General features: G+C 37.6%; 13 protein-coding genes. 7 read left to right on the top strand and 6 right to left on the bottom strand.

Annotated features, from left to right (window positions below; translation table 11 throughout):
• Positions 1–61 precede the first annotated feature (61 nt).
• From MKY46_RS02135 to MKY46_RS02115, 5 genes are all read left to right on the top strand, one after another.
• Positions 62–1,663, top strand: a complete 1,602-nt coding sequence (locus MKY46_RS02135) for a helix-turn-helix domain-containing protein (RefSeq protein ID WP_340833663.1) — start codon at positions 62–64, stop codon at positions 1,661–1,663.
• Between the two features lie 97 nt (positions 1,664–1,760).
• Entirely contained in the window at positions 1,761–2,738 is a 978-nt protein-coding gene (locus MKY46_RS02130; RefSeq protein WP_036117539.1) for an ABC transporter substrate-binding protein, read from the top strand.
• Positions 2,738–3,781, top strand: a complete 1,044-nt coding sequence (locus tag MKY46_RS02125; RefSeq protein WP_170829840.1) for an NAD(P)/FAD-dependent oxidoreductase — start codon at positions 2,738–2,740, stop codon at positions 3,779–3,781. Before MKY46_RS02130 ends, MKY46_RS02125 begins: the two co-directional genes overlap by 1 nt.
• Before the next feature lie 185 nt (positions 3,782–3,966).
• A complete protein-coding gene (locus MKY46_RS02120) occupies positions 3,967–5,778 on the top strand; it encodes an AraC family transcriptional regulator (protein WP_036117541.1) in 1,812 nt (603 codons plus the stop codon).
• A 259-nt stretch (positions 5,779–6,037) separates the two neighbouring features.
• Complete coding sequence (locus tag MKY46_RS02115; RefSeq protein WP_036117543.1) at positions 6,038–7,420, top strand: dipeptidase; 1,383 nt, start codon at positions 6,038–6,040, stop codon at positions 7,418–7,420.
• Positions 7,421–7,474: 54 nt separating this feature from the next.
• On the opposite strand, the gene MKY46_RS02110 is transcribed toward MKY46_RS02115, so the two are convergent.
• Together MKY46_RS02110 and MKY46_RS02105 are read right to left on the bottom strand one after the other, a co-directional pair.
• On the bottom strand, positions 7,475–8,047 hold the full coding sequence (locus MKY46_RS02110; RefSeq protein WP_036117546.1) for a nitroreductase family protein: 573 nt from the start codon (positions 8,045–8,047) through the stop codon (positions 7,475–7,477).
• A 97-nt stretch (positions 8,048–8,144) separates the two neighbouring features.
• A complete protein-coding gene (locus MKY46_RS02105; protein ID WP_036117549.1) occupies positions 8,145–8,639 on the bottom strand; it encodes an amidase domain-containing protein in 495 nt (164 codons plus the stop codon).
• Positions 8,640–8,820: 181 nt separating this feature from the next.
• Here MKY46_RS02105 and MKY46_RS02100 point away from each other — a divergent pair, with 181 nt between their 5' ends.
• On the top strand, positions 8,821–9,843 hold the full coding sequence (locus tag MKY46_RS02100) for a DUF2804 domain-containing protein (RefSeq protein WP_036117552.1): 1,023 nt from the start codon (positions 8,821–8,823) through the stop codon (positions 9,841–9,843).
• 93 nt (positions 9,844–9,936) lie between these two features.
• On the opposite strand, the gene MKY46_RS02095 is transcribed toward MKY46_RS02100, so the two are convergent.
• Positions 9,937–10,653, bottom strand: coding sequence for a glycerophosphodiester phosphodiesterase (locus tag MKY46_RS02095; protein ID WP_036117556.1), 717 nt, complete (start codon positions 10,651–10,653; stop codon positions 9,937–9,939).
• A gap of 157 nt (positions 10,654–10,810) precedes the next feature.
• On the opposite strand from MKY46_RS02095, the gene helD reads away from it, so the two are divergent.
• On the top strand, positions 10,811–13,039 hold the full coding sequence (helD, locus tag MKY46_RS02090) for an RNA polymerase recycling motor HelD (protein WP_036117559.1): 2,229 nt from the start codon (positions 10,811–10,813) through the stop codon (positions 13,037–13,039).
• A gap of 266 nt (positions 13,040–13,305) precedes the next feature.
• On the opposite strand, the gene MKY46_RS02085 is transcribed toward helD, so the two are convergent.
• The 3 genes from MKY46_RS02085 to MKY46_RS02075 form a co-directional block, all read right to left on the bottom strand.
• Positions 13,306–14,172 (bottom strand): GNAT family N-acetyltransferase, encoded by an 867-nt coding sequence (locus tag MKY46_RS02085; protein WP_036117562.1) that lies wholly within the window; start codon positions 14,170–14,172, stop codon positions 13,306–13,308.
• 755 nt (positions 14,173–14,927) lie between these two features.
• Positions 14,928–16,760, bottom strand: coding sequence for an ABC transporter ATP-binding protein (locus MKY46_RS02080; protein ID WP_036117700.1), 1,833 nt, complete (start codon positions 16,758–16,760; stop codon positions 14,928–14,930).
• Positions 16,760–18,481, bottom strand: a complete 1,722-nt coding sequence (locus MKY46_RS02075) for an ABC transporter ATP-binding protein (protein WP_036117703.1) — start codon at positions 18,479–18,481, stop codon at positions 16,760–16,762. The genes MKY46_RS02080 and MKY46_RS02075 overlap by 1 nt, the downstream gene beginning before the upstream one ends.
• Between the last annotated feature and the right edge of the window lie 36 nt (positions 18,482–18,517).

Genomic DNA, 18,517 nt, shown 5'->3' with positions numbered 1-18,517 from the left:
TACTCGCACAATATTTGTTATTCTAATACATAGCTATACTTTACATTGAAGAGGTGTTCCTATGTATCAATCACATCAATCTTGGTTTGCGCAATGGCAAGCTACACACCGTATTACGAATGGATGGATAAAAGGTAGGACTGTCCATGTTATGACAAATAATGCACTCATTTTAATTACAGATGGGCAAGCTTCATGGAGTATAAATGGTCGGGTACAACATGTACACCTAGGCAATTTATTAGCCGTTGAGAAAAATTCTGTTGTCGAGATACTGGACAATAGCAATTATGCATTAGCCGGATGGATTATTTATTTTGACATATATGACCTTACTACTCATACCCTTAGTGTACGGCAACCTATTCTTGAAAATGAATCCCAAATGACCAAAATTCCTGAGGTAGTATTGGCTACGATTAGCCGTGATTTAATGGAGCCTATAGATCATACTTCAAACGCTTCCATCATTATGAATCAATATATTTTATACACCTTACTAAAACATGTATATCAGCCGCAAAATAACGAAAAACTCACGGTCGAAAATAAATTACAACTATCAATTGAATATATACATAACCATTACAATGAATTGATTACAAGAGAACAACTAGCTAATAGTATCGGTATTAGTCCATGGCACTTTTCTCGAAAATTTAAGGAGCAATATGGCTTATCTTTATCAGAATATCTAGCAACTTATCGCATTTATCGTGCACAGGAGGCTTTACTCACTACTTCAGCACGCTCACAGGACATTGCTAAAAATGTCGGCTTTGAAGATGCCCATTATTTTAGTAGACGATTTAAAGCAATAGTTGGCGTCTCTCCAAAAAATTATATAAAATCAATTGCTCAGCAGCGGATATGCTTTTTATCTCCCCTATATGCAGAGATTGCCCTGGCACTAAACATTATCCCTCATAGTGTAGTGACTACTGCTTCCCTAGTGCCCAGTTATCAACGGGCATTATTTAACTCCCATCAAATTCATACTATGGATATGGGGCATTACATCATTGATATTGACCAAATTCAACGCCAACAGCCTACATTAATTATTGGCAATATACTAGATGATCAAATTAAAAATGAATTACGTGAAATTGCTCCTGTTATTAGTGGATTACCAAATGAAATGACGAGCTTAATCAACTATTTCGGGACACTATTTCACTGTGAGGAGCAAGCAGCTTCATTAATTAACGAATCTCTTACTAACGTTAAAAAGTATAAACAGGACTTAGCAAATGTTCTACGAAGAAAACCTACGCTAGTATATTTAAGGGTTGAGCATTTTGGTTATCGATATATCGGTGAAAGATCATGCGAGATTGCTCGGCTACTCTATAACGAACTCGCTCTTTCTATGCCTCCAAATTTACAAGGGAAAGAATATAGCTTTAATGACTTGTCACTAGAAGATTTATTACAAGCCAACCCTACTTTTTTATTGCTAGAAAAACGAATAATGGATTATTTCAGCTCTGAGGAAAATATGAAAAACTTACTAAATAGTGATCAATGGAACATGTTAGATGCTGTTAAAAACAATCGCATTCTTTTCGTTGATACGTCACTTGGACTAAACAACTGTGGTATTTTTGGAAAACCTATTATTCTACAAAATCTCTATCAATTTTTTAAAGAACAACACTAAAGTCCAATTGAATAAACACAATCCTCTATGGTTTCTCTTTCTCTAATTTGCTAACATTTGAAAATGATAATCATTATCAAAAAAGGAGATTAGAGAAATGTTTAAAAAATATTATGCTTTCTTACCATTGCTAATGATGGTTTTCGCTTTGGCTGCATGTAATAGTGAGCCAACGGAAGACAATCAAAACACACAGTCATCAGAAGAAACAGCGGCTACTACCAAAACCGTTAAAGGACTTTTCGGCGATGTTACGATCCCGACAAATCCTAAAAATATGTTGGTGTTTAACTCTAATTATGCAGAGTTTTTACTATCTATTGACATTGTGCCCCAAAAAGTTTTAGTGGTAGATGAAATAGAGCCTGACTATCGTCCAAAGCTTTTTAAAGAAAATAATGTAGAAATGATTAATACCCCTCAATATGAAGAAAATTTAGAGCAAATACTTTCATTGGCTCCTGATTTAATTGTCGTGCAAGGGAATGTGATCGATGCTAAAAAATATGAAGAGCTAAGTAAAATAGCCCCTACCCTTGCCGTGGATGCCAATGGTTCTATAGAAGAAGCACTTCCTGCATTAGGTAAAGTTTTTGAGAAAGAAAAAGAAGCTGAAGCAACCCTGACTGCTTACAATAACAAAGTGACAGAAGCTAAAGAAAAACTACAACAAGCCATTGGCGATAAAACAGTCATGGTATTAAGGGTTGAACCAAAACAGTATCGCTTCATGGGCGCTAAAGCAGAGGGACCAGGTAGTGGTTTAATCTATCGTCAGCTAGGATTAAAAATTCCAGAACAATTAGCAGATTCAGAAGATTGGTTTACACCGTTATCTCTTGAAATCTTACCAGAAATTAAACCAGACTATATTTTCGTTGAAAAGAGAGTGTTAGAAAATTATAGCAGTGATGAATCGATGAAGAGTTTAGAAGATAGTCCGCTATGGCAATCCATGGAGGCTGTACAGAATGGTCGCGTGTTCCCATTAGATACAAAGGATTATGCAGTTGGACTAGGTCCTATTGGCACAGAACTACTAATCGACTATATTGTTGAAAAGTTGGTGCCCTAATGTCAATAAATGAACAAGACATTTATGACGTAACAATTATTGGTGGTGGACCAGCTGGCATGTATTCCGCATTTTATAGTGGGATGCGCGAAATGAGAACAAAAATTATTGAGATTAAGCATGAGCTCGGTGGTTTTATGAGAACGTATCCAGAAAAGCTAATTTGGGATGTAGGTGGTGTTGAGCCTGTTCGCTGTGAAGAAATAATAAATGCACTTATTACTCAAGCGAAAACATTTGATCCAACCATCGTTTATGGGCAAGAAATTGTTGGCATGGAACAGCGGGAAGATAAAATTTTTGAGTTAATTGCTAAAACAGGAGAACGTCATTTTAGCAGAACGGTCATTTTAGCAGCAGGTCGTGGTATTACCAAAATTCAAAAGTTAAATATAGAAGGAGCAGATCGTTACGAATTAACTAATTTACACTATACAGTTACGGATAAATCTAAGTTTGCCAATAAACGTGTTTTAATTTCAGGTGGTGGTGACTCTGCTGTGGAATGGGCGATTGCCATTGCACCAATTGCTAAGGAAGTCATTGTTGTTCATCGTCGAGAAGATTTCAAAGCGTTTGAATCATCTGTTTCGCAAATGAAGCAAGTTGCCACATCACTAGTCCCCTATGTTGTGACTAGTTTGCACGGCAACAACACCAAAATAGAACGGGTTACTGTCCAACATGTTACATCTGGTGAGAGCACACAATTTGAAGTCGATGAAATAATTGTTAATCACGGCTTTGAACGATCCTTCTACGGTCCTATTATGGAATGGGGCTTTGAATGTGAAGAATATGGTATATCTGTTTCGCCTAAAATGCACACAAGTATTCCAGGCATATTTGGTGCTGGTGATTTTATTACTCACCCTAGTAAGGTTCGCCTGATAGCTGGTGCGTTTAATGATGCCATTCTAGCCGTTAATAGTGCGAAGCTATATTTAGATCCTACCGGAGTCGATATGGCTGGTGTATCCTCTCACAATGACCGCTTCGCTGAAAAAAATGAGAAAATTATACAACGCTATATGTCTAATTAAATAGAAACATCTTGCATAACTGCACTTCAAATGATTAGAGTCAATCTAATCATTTGAATGCAGTTTACTTTTTTTCGTATGTTTTTAAGAAAATTTTCACTTCTACGATACAAGCATCTATTTGAGAATCATTATCATTAATTGTATTATCGTAATATAACCTATTGAAAGAAGTGAACCATCAATTGAAAAACCTTACTTTAGCAGATTGGGACTCGGCAAAATTAACCATTATACATATATCTAAAAATCCACAGTTAATGCCTGTCATTACTTGTAACTGTATTTTCGGTTTTATTGCTCAAGGGTCCGGCGAATGGGAATTGCATCATACTCCCCTTTTACACCATAAAAACATCTTTTTGATTGTTCGTGACCCTATAAACATACATGTCACGCAGGAACCATCTTCAGAATGTCTATGGATCTATTGTAATGTTTCTTTTGATAACACAATATCTGAGCCCTTAGAGCCTCTCATTTTTTATGATGCACCGAAGCATTGGTTAACATTAATGGATAACATAAACACACAATGGGAAATGCACACTGATGCTAGTAAATATAAGACAAAATTATACTTAGCAGAATTAATCTATGAAATGTATACACTAGATTCAAATAGATTGCATGAGGAACAGTTAACCTCTCAAACATTAGATTATATAAATAAGCATTTTCATGAAAATTTATCGCGTCATACAATTGCAGAAAAAATGAATTACAGTGTATCTTATCTTTCTAAACAATTTAAATATCAAACTGGTTATGGTCTAATTGATTATTTATTACATACTCGTATCAAACATGCAAAGCGGCTTTTAGTTGAAACACATCATTCAATCCAAGAAGTTTCGAAGCAAATTGGTTACGAAGATTCTTCTTACTTTACTCGCCTATTTAAAAAACATACTGGGTTAACGCCTGGCCAATATAAAAGATTATATTTACCCACTTCTCTAGTGTTGAATAATCCTAATTTTGAGCTAAAATCCTCCGATGTATTCAATCAAGGACCTTTATATAATGATAATTGTTATCAATATGAAGGAGGCTTTTTACCAATGAAATTCAATTGGAACCATACTATAGTAGCTTCATTTGTTTTATGTGCTGCTTTATTATTAACAGCTTGTACAAACAACGACACTACCAAAGAATCAGAGGAAACAATGGTTTATCACTCCATCAATGGTGATATTACGTATAAAAAAAATCCGCAACGTATTGTTACTGATTTTTATTTAGGTTACTTACTTGCTTTAGATGTCAAACCAGTTGGTTCGAATGAAGCACAGCTAAAAAACCCTTATATTCCTGAAAAAGATAAAAAAGAAATTGAGGTGATCGGAGACTCTATAGAAAAAGTACTTTCATTAGAACCTGATTTAATTATTACAGGTAATAAAGAAATGTATGAGCAGCTTTCTAAAATTGCACCTACCATCTATATTGAATACGAAGAAAATATACCTAAACTCATTAAAGAATTTGGTATTATTTTAAATCGAGAAAATCTTGCCCAGGAGTGGCAAAAAAACTATCAACAACAAGTTCAAACCGCTCGCCAAAAAATTGCTCGTATTATTAAGCCTGAAGAAACAATAACTGTTATGGATATACTGGATGGTAAAGGAACCATCACTATTTATGGCGATGGTTATACAGGGTATCCTGTTTATACGGGATTAGGCTTACAAATGGCGCCAGCTGTAAAAGCAGAAACTACTATAAAAACCCCATGGGTACAAATTTCTTCAGAAAAAATTTCAGACTTTGTAGGGGACCGTGTTATCGTTGCAAGAGCGGCCGACACGCCTAAAGTCGACTTTACAACGGCTCCTGTATGGAAAAGTTTAGATGTTGTTAAAAATAATGAAGTGTACGAAATAGATAATTTCAAATTTTGGTTTACAGATCCCATTTCTGTTATTGGTCAAATGAACGATCTAACTGACTTATTTATCGAGCGTGCCAATGATAAGAAAACAAAATAAGACGAACTTTTTATAGTTCCAATGGTTTATATTACCGTTTCCCAAGTGTGGCAAAGCTCTCTCTTATAGACTTTGTCACATTTTTCTTAACAATCTACTTTACTCTATATCATCATTCGAACTTGATTGAAAAGTTTTAGAAAATGACTAGTAAACTCCTCCCAAATAAAAATAGCAGTGGCTCTGATATGACGGCACTTCCCTACCACATTATGTTATACTATTTCTATTATCGAAATATTGGAAAGAGGGATGCTAGATGACAAATTTACAGCAATTAGATGCTTATTTTGCAGAACATCGTGAGGCACATTTAAATGAACTGAATGAATTTTTACGAATTCCAAGTATCAGTTCTCTATCTGAGCATAAAGAAGATATTCAACAGGCAGCACAATGGCTAGCTAATGCGTTTGAAAAACTAAATCTTGAAAATATCTCTATTACACAAACAGCTGGGCACCCTGTTGTCTATGCGGATTGGTTACATGCTGAAGGGAAACCAACTATTTTATTTTATGGTCATTATGATGTACAACCTGTTGATCCATTAAATTTATGGGATAGCGAGCCGTTCAATCCTACGATTCGTGACAATAAATTATTTGCCCGTGGAGCGAGTGATGATAAAGGACAAGTGTTTATGCATTTAAAAATGATTGAGGCACTCTTTGCAACAACAGGGACTTTACCAGTCAATGTCAAATTCATTTATGAAGGCGAAGAAGAAATCGGCAGTCCGCATCTACCTGCTTATGTTGAAGAACATAAGGAAAAACTCGCAGCAGATTTAATTTTAATTTCTGATACGGGCCTTTATGGTCCTGGTAAGCCTGCGGTATGCTATGGATTACGTGGCTTAACAGGCATTCAAATTGATGTTCGTGGAGCTAAAGGAGATCTACACTCTGGTCTTTACGGTGGCGGCGTCCAAAATGCTATCCATGCATTGGCTGAAATTTTAGCATCCTTCCGTGATGAGCATGGAACGATTCAAGTTGAAGGCTTCTACGATAAAGTATTGCCACTATCAGAAGAAGAACGTGAAGCTTATTTAGCACTTGGCTTTGATGAGGAATCAGTTAAACAGGAAGTTGGCGTAAAAGAATTATTCGGTGAACAAGGTTTTTCTTATTTAGAACGCACTTGGGCTCGTCCAACACTAGAGGTTAACGGTGTATTTGGTGGCTTCTCTGGTGAAGGCATCAAAACGGTTCTACCTGCGGAAGCTGGTGCTAAAATCACATGCCGTCTTGTTCCAAATCAAGAGCCTGACGAAATTGTAGCACTATTAAAAGCCCATGTTGAAAAACATAAACCTACTGGTGTGGAAATCAATATTTCTGAATTTGATAAAGGGCGTCCATTCTTAACACCTTTCGATCATCCATTTATCCAAGCAGCTGGACGTTCCTATGAAAAAGTGTATAATGTACCAACTGCATACACACGTGGCGGAGGATCTATCCCTATTGTAGCTGCCTTTGATGAAATTTTAGATTTACCTGTGGTGTTAATGGGCTTCGGCTTATCAAGTGAAAACTTCCACGCACCGAACGAACACTTCCATTTAGAAAACTTCGATAAAGGCTTACGTGTGTTAAGTGATTACTTATACGAGGTTTCTGATTTACAAAAATAAATATCGTCCCATTAAAAAATCCCCTCACTTTTAAAGTGAAGGGATTTTTTTCGGTTATTCACCAAAAATCGTCACTATTTCAGCTGATTGCTTACGTTCCTTGCCTTTCGGTACTTCATCAAAATAACCCATTTGTAGCATGGCAATGACACGCTCACCTGGCTGAACCTTTAAAGCTTCACGGAATTTCGGATTATCTAAGAAGCCTGGCGTTTTCCAGCAAGAACCAATGCCTCTATCCCACGCAAGCAGTTGTATATTTTGAATAAACGTACTTGCAGCTGCATAATCTTCTAAACGTTCTTTTTGACGAGCATCCTCTGGTACGATTACAAAAGCATAGCCACCTGGTAATGTAAATTTCATCATTTGCTTCGCTAAATCTTCACTTGAAAGCTCCTGCCATTTTGGAATTGTCAGGTCGCGTAATAGCTGGTGTAGGTCTGCTAATTCCTTTCCACAGGCTACTACTAAACGCCAAGGCTCACGGTTACCGTGATTTGGTGCCCAGACAGCATCATCGATAATAGCCATCAAATCCTCACGATCTACAGGCTGACCATTAAACTTTTTAATGGAACGACGTTGAATAATTGCATCTCTAACCGATAAAATTTGTTCGCTCATATTTCTATTCTCCTTCTACCATAAGACAACATATTAGAGTTGGTCTCTTCTATCTTTCACATTATCACAAAATGATATGCTTTAAAACTATCTCTTCTTAAGCAAAGCTGTCATCTATATGATAGAAAAAGTAAGTCATACTCGGTGTATAGGCAGTGGAATCCTCGTAAAAATAAGGTCGATTAATACTATCCGAAGTATGGGCATTGACATAGGGAATACCATTTTGAATACTTGTGACAATAACGGAGTGATCAATTCTCCCATTTCCTTGAAAATCATAAAAAATGACATCCCCAAGCTCTAGCTCCTCTGCCGATTGAACACGCCTACCCTTCAATCCAGTTGTAGATCCCTCTAAATACCACCTTAATGAATGAGCCACAGACCAGCTAAAGCTCCAATTCCCTTGTTGAATCCACCAACCTTTATCTCTACTCGGTGCGCCACGCATTGGTGCGCCACCCGCAAGTAAGCATTGAGATATATAGTTTGTGCAATCTACATCAAAGTTTGGAAAAGCTGGGTTGCGTCTGTTCCACCATAAATTAGCATATTGAACTGCAGCCTGCCTGTTATACATTTTTGCCATACATCCCCTCCTCATGCCATCATATGTCTATTCATGACTTTCTATTAGTTAGGTCCTTACTCATATTCTTATTGAAATCAATTATATTCAGCACGTTCCTTTCCATTTTCAAGAACATTTTTGCTACAATAAAGAGTAATACAATGCAGATTTTATTTTATGACTGGAAGGGATGTTAATTGTGAAGCAGCATGCTGAGAAAGAAATTTTACAGCCTACTCTTTTATGCGATAAAAAAGGTAATTTAAATCCAGCAGCCATCGGATTTGCACGTAAGCCCCTTATTAACAGCAATTTAAGCGGCCATCTCATGCGCAAAAAGAAATGGAACTATTGGTGTATCTATGGTGACGAAATCTTGTTTTCTGCTACGATTAGTCATTTAGATTATGCTGCTGTCTGCTTTGTTTATTTCCTTGAATATGAAACACAGCGCTATTTCGAAAAAACGATTACCATTCCCTTCGGTGGTAAATTAAAAATGCCGACACAGGTTTTAGAATCCGTCTCATTTAAAAATAGCGAAATGATGATTGATCTATTATATATACAAAATGAAACGCATCTATCGGTGTCCATACCAGACTTTGATGGTGATGTTTTACGTGCAAAGCTTATCGTCCAACATCCCCCAACTGATGAAACCTTAAATGTTGTCATCCCTTGGAATCGCAAAACATTTCAATTTACAGGCAAGCATCATATACTCCCAACTTCAGGTGTTGTCACAATTGGTACTCGCCGTTATAATTTTTCGGCCGAAGAGAATTTTGCAGTGTTAGATTATGGACGAGGTGTATGGCCACGCCAAGCATTATGGAATTGGGGAATGGCCTCTCAGCGAGTTCGAGGAAGACGGATTGGACTGAACTTAGGAGGTAAATGGACAGATGGTACTGGCATGACTGAAAATGCTGTTTTTGTTGATGGTAAAATGACCAAAATACATGAGGATCTTTTGTTTCAATATGATTCTGGAGACTATATGCAACGTTGGAAAGTAAAAACGAAATTTTCTAATCAGGTTTCATTAACCTTCTCCCCTTTTTTTGAACGTGTTGCTCAAACTAATGCCAAATTAGTTAAATCGGAGGTACATCAACTATTTGGCTATTACGATGGCTCCATTTTACTCGACAATGGTGAAACACTTGTTATTCAACAAATGCTCGGATGTATTGAAGAACATCGTGCGAAATGGTAGAACGGATCTTCTAGAAGACGTCGCTTTCCGTGGGTATTACAAAAATGCTACTTATTCCACGGAAGCTTTTTGTCTCCTAGCCCCTTCCTTGCTCTAATTAAGGGCCTGTAATATTTTCTCTGGGTCATCAGTAAATATCGCCTGTATACCTAGTTGCTGTAAATAGCGAGCATCACGTTGATCATTAACAGTATACACACGGACAGTTGCTCCTTCAGCGAGAGCTAGTTTGACTGATTTACGAAATGACGTTGGTAAACTTACATGTAACGCTTTAGCTGGAATAAGAGCAATGTAAGAAGTAAAATCTACTAACACTTCTGCAAACAGCGCCGCACTTTCTATATAAGGTGCTATTTTTGATACTGTTTGCAATGATTCATGATTAAAAGATGAAATGATTACTCTTTCAGTCATTTGCTGTGCAGCCACTTCTTTGAGTACGAGCGCTTCAATCCCTTCATATGAAATAATATCTGTTTTCAGTTCAATATTAATACGATGGTTGGTACCTGCAAAAAGCTCTAACACTTCCCCTAACGTAGGGATTGTTTCATCTCCGAACTCTGGAGAAAACCACGAACCAAAGTCAAATGTACGCAATTGCTGTAATGTAAAATCTTTTACATAGCCTGAACCATTGGAGGTACGATTAATGGTTTCATCATGAATGACCACTACCTCTTTATCTGCGGTTAAATGAACATCCAGCTCTATCCCTGCTATAGGAAGCTTTGATGCTGCTTGAAAGGCTGCCATCGTGTTTTCTGGATAGTTTATCGAAACACCTCTATGTGCAAAAATGTCCAAAATCATTAACCTCCTCTATTATCATTTAAAGAAAAACTTTCCAACCCCAATGTAATAGTAGCATAATTAACTATTTAGCTTTCACTTGATGGTAAATATTATATATAGTAGTATGATAATCTACTTTGAAATTGTAAGTACCTAGGAGGTGCTAAAAATGACTGTACAACATCCGGATTTTCAGGCTGAGGTAGAGCGGTTAACCTATACCCAAAGTTATATGCAACAAATATTAGACGAATCACAACGAGATCTACAATCCGCTCAAGAAAATATCCGCAAGTCCATGGCTGACCTTGATTACTTAGATTCGAGTTTAAGTTATTTAAATATCTTAACAAACGCCAGATTCTTTGAAATGGCTCGTAATCAAAAAGAAGGTCTAGAAGCCGTTCGGAAAAAGCCCTATTTTGCCCGAATCCATTTCCAAAAGACAGGTGATCCTGAAGAATTCCTTTATATTGGGAAAACCTCACTATTTCATCGTGAAACCCATGAACCCATTATTGTTGACTGGCGCTCACCCGTAGCCAATGTTTATTATGATGGACGTCTTGGTGATATGGAGTACGATGTCCGTGGAGAAGTTCATAAAGGACATCTCTTTGCTAAAAGACAATATAAGATCGAGAACGGCGAATTACTCGATATACGGGATATTGATCTAACAACAAACGATGAACTCCTACAAGAAGCATTGGCTGGGAAAGCAGATGTTCGTTTAACTGAAATTGTCTCGACAATCCAAAAGGAACAAAATGAAATTATTCGAGCACATCTTCGTCAACCAATTATTGTACAAGGTGCAGCAGGTAGTGGAAAAACAACTATCGCTCTCCACCGAATATCTTATTTCCTCTACACAATGGGCGAGCATTTTAATCCTGAACAGCTCATGATTTTAGCACCGAATAAGCTATTTATTGATTATATAGGTGATGTTTTACCAGAGCTTGGTGTCGATAAAATATGCCAAACTACTTTTACAGACTACGTTCTTGCTGCCACTAAATTAAAATTAAAGCTTCAAAATCCAAATGAGCAATTAGAATTGCTCGTTGCTGGTGGAAATCATCAGCCTACTGCGTGGATCGCTGAAGTGAAAGGTTCACTTTATTATCGTGATGTCATTGAGCGCTATATCCAGAAGCTGGAGCAAGAAATCGCGCAACAATTCGAAGATGTTTATATTGAAAAATACTGTATTATGCGAGCTGCTCATCTAAAGAAACTGTTTTTATATGAGTTTTCTTATATGCCAATTGAAAAACGCCTTGCACATATAAAAAAGGTGTTAGCTAGCCATGTCCGCCAAAAAAAACAGGCTGTCTTAGCTACACTCCATAAAAAATATGATGAAGCATTGGGTAAAGCCTTAAATGGTATACGGGATGATGAAAAGCGTCGACGTGTTGTCACAAAATTTATCGATGAACGCGACGAACGAATTCCAGCAATAGAAAAAGAAACGAAAACAACTGCAACTGCCTATATGCGTCGCTTTCCTAAACATAACATTAAAACACTTTATCGCACCCTTCTTACCGACGCCAAACTTTTAACAGAGCTAGCTCCTGAATGGCATTATCTTGAACAACAGCAATTTTTGCAGGCACATCGTAAAGAACAATGGGCACTCGAAGATTTAGCCGCACTATACTATTTACAAGCACGTCTAAAAGGCATCCCAGATGAATGGAAAATGCGTGTTGTCTTTATCGATGAAGTACAAGATTATAGTTTGTTTCAGCTTGCTGCTTTAAAAACAGGTCTTGATACAGACATGTTTACAATGGTTGGCGATTTAGCTCAAGGAATTCATAGCTATCGCTCATTAACTGCCTGGGAACCTGTCCAAAGTTTATTTCCTCGTGCAAGCTTCCGAACATTGCAAAAAAGCTATCGAACAACCATTGAAATTATGGAAGTCGCTAATCAAATTTTAGCGCAAATGAATGAGCAGCTACCGCTGGTTGAGCCAGTTGTTCGTCACGGTAATGTGCCAAGTTTTATTCAAGCAGATCAATTTGATACCTTAAAAATTAAAGAGATTTTTGAAGCTATTCGTCAACATGGTCATCGGTCTATCGCTTTAATTTGCAAAACTACTGCTGAAGCCATTTCGATGCAACATACATTGAAAGACAACAAAATTGCCTCACAGCTGCTAACAGAAAATGAATCGATTAATCAGGAAATGTTGCTTGTTGTACCAAGTCATCTTGCTAAAGGGCTTGAGTTTGATGCCGTCATTGTAGCTGCCTTTGAAACACCCTTTTACGATACAATAATTGATCGGAAACTACTGTATGTAGCTCTCACACGAGCAATGCATGAACTCTATTTAATTGGCCCATCCAAAAATACATTTTTATTAGAAAATTAAAAAGTCGCTAGAAGGCGACTTTTTCATTCATCATCAGTTTCTTGGCGGCAATCGATAAAACTTCCCTTTCGATAAATAAGCTTTAACTACTTTCCACCATGATCTAGGGGCTTCCTTTGGAGGAGACTTCTTTTTTGGCAATGCTGGCATGCGCATGATCACGACTCCTTTCTTAAAGCTTATTAATACTATATGAAGATAGTAGGTAATTATGATAAAAAACGGGCGAGGAGTTGATATTAAATACCACTCCTCGCCTCTTTTTCCTACTGTTTTACATAATAATCGATTTGCTGTGCCTTCATAAAACCTGCCCTTTCATAGACAGACAATGCTTTTTTATTGTCAATTTCTACATCAAGCATAACAAATTTCGCACCAACTTTGCTCGCGTAATCCTTTGAAAAAGAAAGCAATGCTGTTCCAACACCTTGTCCCTCACAATTTGGATGAACAGCAAGTGCTGTTACCCATTGGATTTCATTTTCCTGAGCAGTCGTCACAGTTCCAACAACAAGGCCATCTCGATAAGCAACCCAAAGCTTTCGTCCATTTGTAGATGTATTAAAGGCAATGAGTTCCTCTGATTCTTCGGGTAAATCACCAAAAGCTTCACTATAGATGGCAATCAATTCCCCCTGCTCACCAGCATAAGGTTGAATACTAATATCCGTTTGTAATGTTACTGGTTCAGCTTTTGTTTCTAATGTTGCTTCTGAAAAGCTATAAGCATAACCTTTATTTTCAATAAATGCATGTCCATAAGGAGAGCCATCAATTACTACAGCTAATTGACCCTCCGCTCCTCTATCTGCTAAACCAACTTGTACACCCTCAACTAATGCAGCTCCAATACCCTTCTGTCGATATGCAGGTGTCACTACTAATGACCATTCATATGTATGGAGTCCCATCAAATCAATGGCACTAGCAGCACCTACTAACAGATCCTGTTCATCCTCATATGCTAGTACCATAAAGCCCTTTGACTCAAAAGAGCTAGCCATTGGTACACTCATAATGGTTTCATATACTCGATAATCATGAATGGTTGCTTCTTCACATAATAGTTTTACTTCTTTCAATGTTTCTCCATCTAATGGAAAAGACACTGTCATCACTGAAATATTCATCTTTTACTCCGTTCCTGTGTCAGACTATTGCCCTATTGTAGCAAGAATAAAAATAAACTGGCAACAAAATATATAAATACCCACTATTAATCAGAATTTTACTTCAAAAAACAGAATAATAAAAGGATTTATACTATAAAAATTCATGAAAATGACTGAAATTTACTAGAAATTATAGATATAAAATATTATGCTAATTTCTCAAAATGAGAGATAATTAATCTTTTTTACACAGTTACTTTTAAACTATACAGAAACTCCTATTAGATATCTTTTTTATAATATTATACTATTTATTCAAATTAATAACATTTCAATTTAACGAAAAAAGAGTAATTTCACATGAAATTACTCTTTTCATCGTAAACCATCCATAGAATTTTTGTGAAAGGTGAAGATGGATTAACGTAGCAGGCTACTTGCTTCCCTGTGAGCCGCTTCCTCCGCTACCGCTCTTTTTAGCAAAGATTTTTAAATAAAGTGAAGGTGTCCACTACTCTTTATAGAGGGTTGTTGTCACTCATCACTTCTCCACATTGAAAATAAGAGGCTATCCTTTCTCTAATCATACAAAAATAATAGGCTATTTTGTTCACTACGGCTCGTTTGAAAGATAAGGGTAAGGTACTTTTGCACATGATTGCTTGGAGTAAAGCGGCTCATCAGACGCCCCCTGGAAAGGACGCTGGCGGAACGGCAATCAATCCCTTGCCTTTCAAAATGGCTGTTTCCGCCGTTGATATCACCTTTTTCCTCTATTCCTCAAGATGATGCGAGGAGGAATGAAGCATTTGCGCATAAAGGCCACCCGATTCAATTAGTTTTTGCTGAGGTCCAGCTTCAACTAACTCACCTTTTTGCATAACTAAAATCATATCGGCATTATGCACAGTGTTTAATCGATGGGCAATAACAAAACTAGTGCGACCCTGCATTAACGTATCAAGCGCCTCTTGTATCGCCATTTCCGTCACAGTATCGATACTGCTTGTCGCCTCATCCAAAAGTAAAATTTTCGGATCAGCAATAAGCGCCCTTGCTATAGAGAGTAACTGCTTCTGACCTTGTGATATCTCGCGTCCATCCGCAGCAAGAATCGTATCATAGCCATCTTTGAGCTTCATGATAAAGTCATGGGCATTCGCTTGCTTGGCAGCTTTCTCAATCTCTGCATCACTTGCATCCAGTCGACCATATCGGATATTTTCACGAACAGAAGCCTCAAATAAAAAGGGGTCCTGCAATACAAAAGCCATCTGTGAGCGAAGGGATTGACGATCTATTTGCTGTACATTTATGCCATCAAACAATACCTCACCCTTTGTTACCTCATAAAACCTTGCAATCAGTTGGAGGATTGTTGTTTTCCCAGCTCCAGTCGCACCAACAAGGGCTACCGTTTGTCCAGGTTCTACTTTAAAATTAACATTCTTTAGTGTATAAGCTTCTTCTTCCAGCTCATATTTAAAATACACATGCTTAAACGCCACATGCCCCAATAACTGATGCTTTTGTGCTGAAACGGTTTCTGCCTCTGGTTGTTCATCAAGCAAGGCAAATACGCGCTCTGCACCAGCAATGGCTGATAGTACCGTATTGAACTGGTTTGCTAAATCATTTAAAGGACGTGTAAATTGTCGTGCATATTCAGTGAATATAACAATAACCCCTATCGACACATGCCCATATAGCGCGAGTACGCCTCCTATACCTGCAACAATTGTAAAGCTCATATTATTTAAAAAGTTCATGACTTTAGGAATATAGCCCGAGTAAGTCTGTGCCCAAAAACCGGTTCTTCTTAATCGCGAGCTTTTTTCTCGAAACTCTGCTTTCATACGCTCTTCTTGTGAGAAAGCTTTGACAATCCGCTGCCCTGAAATTGTTTCCTCTATCATCCCATTCAAAGCGCCAATAGCTACTTGCTGCTCTTTAAATAAGGGTGCTGTACGCCGTGTAATCCAGCGCATCGCCCAAAACATCAGCGGAATAATTGTCATCGTCAGCACTGTCAGCAAAGGGCTTAAACTAAGCATAATAATGACGGTTCCTCCAAGCGTAAGTACACTTGAAAACACTTGGATAAAAGAGCTATTTAAGGTAGAGCTGACAGCTTCAATATCATTCGTCATACGACTCATCAGTTCACCATGTTGACGACGATCAAAGAACGCAACTGGCAATCGTTGAAAATGAGCAAATATACTTGTTCGTAATCTATAAATAGTTTGCTGAGCAATACCAATCATCCAATAGTTTTGTAGAAAAAGTGAAACAGCTAACAGAATATAAATACCAATTAATACACCAATCCACTTACTTAAACCTGAAAGCTTGCCATGCATAACATAATTATCAATCATTTGACCGATTAAATAAGGACCAACTAAAGCTAAAATTGAACTGAGCATCACTAGTAAAAGAACCACAATGAGGAGTGTGCGTTGTTCGTCGACAATTTTCCATAGTCGAAGCAATGTACTTTTCCAATCTGCTGCACGAGGCCCTTTCTTTTTCTTCACAGCTTGCTTCAGATCACCTTTAGTCAAAATCGGCTCATAGCCAAAAGGTTTTTGGAAAAATCCCATTAATCCTCCACCTCCTGTTGGGAGATTGCAATTTTTTTATAGAGCGTTGAAGTTTGTAAAAGCTCTTCATGTGTACCATATGCAACCACTTTTCCAGCATCGATCAGTAAAATACGGTCTGCACCTTTAGCTGTGCGAATTTTTTGTGTGACAACAAGCATTGTTGCCTTCTCTTCACTTAATGCCTCCCACAAAGACTGTTCAGTTTTAACATCTAAGGCACTTGTACTATCATCAAGCATTAAAATATGCCCCTTTCTCAAAAGAGCTCTAGCAATAGATAGTCTTTGTTTTTGGCCCCCTGATAAATTAACACCTTTTTGTCCAACCTTAGTGTCGTAACCATTTGGGAAATCTTCCACAGATGCATGTATTTGTGCCTGCATTGTAGCCTGTAGTACAGCATCCATTTCAGCCTGAGTATCTCCCCAACGTACATTATCTGCAATACTTCCAGTAAACAATAATGATTGCTGAGGGACATAACCAATGATTTCACGTAACTCTTGCAATTCCCAGTCCTGAACATCCTGCCCTTCCACAAGAATTCTTCCTTGCGTTACTTCATAAAAACGAGGAATTAGCTGTAACAATGTTGACTTTCCAGCACCGGTTGCCCCCATAATCGCTAATTTTTCTCCTGACCTCACTTGAAAACTCACATCTGACAGGACGGGAGCATCTCCTTCTGGATAGGTAAAACAAACATGTTCAAAGGTTAGCTCTCCATATTGCATTGTGCTATCTACTTCTTCTGAGTGGGAAATATCCTCCACCTCATTTTCCATAGATAGTACTTCTGCCATACGTTCTGCGGAGGCCTTTGCACGCGCATAAAAAATAATAATAAACGCAAACATTGAAAACGAGCCGGTCATACGCATGGCATAATTGACAATAGCTACAATATCGCCAAGTGGCGTTGTCCCTGTGGCAATTTGCTTTGTACCAAACCATAAAACGGCAAGCAAGCTCATGTTCATGATGAATAATAGAACAGGCATAATATATTCCATAATGCGTAAAGCCTTTACTGTATCCATTTTTAAGCGTGAAGCAACTTCATCGAAGCGTGTAGCCTCATATGCTCCACGTAAATAGGCCTTCACTAAACGAATTGCCTGTAAATTCTCCTGTAATACCCTATTTAAACGATCTACCCTCTTCTGTACACGTCCAAAATAAGACACACCCTTCGCCACCATAAAAATAAGAAAAATAAAGATGATGGGTGCGCCTATCACTAAAAACAGCGCCAATTTGGCATTTACAACAAAGGCCATTACAATACTTCCTATAACAGCAAGCGGTGCTCGAAGCATAATACGTAAGCTCATAAACAGTACCGTTTGTACCTGTGTGACATCATTCGTTAATCTAGTAATGAGCGATGCTGTGGAAAATTTTTGATAGGTTGCTAGTGTAAAGGATTGAATTTTATCAAACATGGCATTTCGTAAATCATATGAAAAGCTTTGTGCTGTATGAGAGGAGAAATAAGAGTTAATGACTCCCGCTATAAAGGCTACGATTGATAGTGCAAGTAAAACAGCTCCCCATTGCAAAATCATCCCTTGATTTTGGGCTCGTACACCTTCGTCAATTATTTTCGCCATAATGAGTGGCTGTACAAGCTCCACAAATAATTCTAAAAGCATTAAACATAAAGCAAAAATGGCAGTCCATTTATATGGCCTTACATAGGAAAAAACTTCTTTCACATTCTTTCCCCCTTGTCAGAGATAAAATATAAAGCT

Source organism: Lysinibacillus sp. FSL M8-0355, assembly GCF_038008985.1.
Lineage (GTDB): Bacteria > Bacillota > Bacilli > Bacillales_A > Planococcaceae > Lysinibacillus > Lysinibacillus fusiformis_D.
This window is presented reverse-complemented; position numbering and strand designations above follow the sequence as displayed.

Excerpts from the sequence above, each read along its gene's own strand:
- MKY46_RS02125 (WP_170829840.1), top strand. The coding sequence starts at position 2,738 with ATGTCAATAAATGAACAAGACATTTATGACGTAACAATTATTGGTGGT.
- helD (WP_036117559.1), top strand. The coding sequence starts at position 10,811 with ATGACTGTACAACATCCGGATTTTCAGGCTGAGGTAGAGCGGTTAACC.
- MKY46_RS02080 (WP_036117700.1), bottom strand. The coding sequence starts at position 16,760 with ATGGGATTTTTCCAAAAACCTTTTGGCTATGAGCCGATTTTGACTAAA.
- MKY46_RS02105 (WP_036117549.1), bottom strand. The coding sequence starts at position 8,639 with ATGGCAAAAATGTATAACAGGCAGGCTGCAGTTCAATATGCTAATTTA.
- MKY46_RS02110 (WP_036117546.1), bottom strand. The coding sequence starts at position 8,047 with ATGAGCGAACAAATTTTATCGGTTAGAGATGCAATTATTCAACGTCGT.
- MKY46_RS02135 (WP_340833663.1), top strand. The coding sequence starts at position 62 with ATGTATCAATCACATCAATCTTGGTTTGCGCAATGGCAAGCTACACAC.
- MKY46_RS02130 (WP_036117539.1), top strand. The coding sequence starts at position 1,761 with ATGTTTAAAAAATATTATGCTTTCTTACCATTGCTAATGATGGTTTTC.
- MKY46_RS02115 (WP_036117543.1), top strand. The coding sequence starts at position 6,038 with ATGACAAATTTACAGCAATTAGATGCTTATTTTGCAGAACATCGTGAG.
- MKY46_RS02085 (WP_036117562.1), bottom strand. The coding sequence starts at position 14,172 with ATGAATATTTCAGTGATGACAGTGTCTTTTCCATTAGATGGAGAAACA.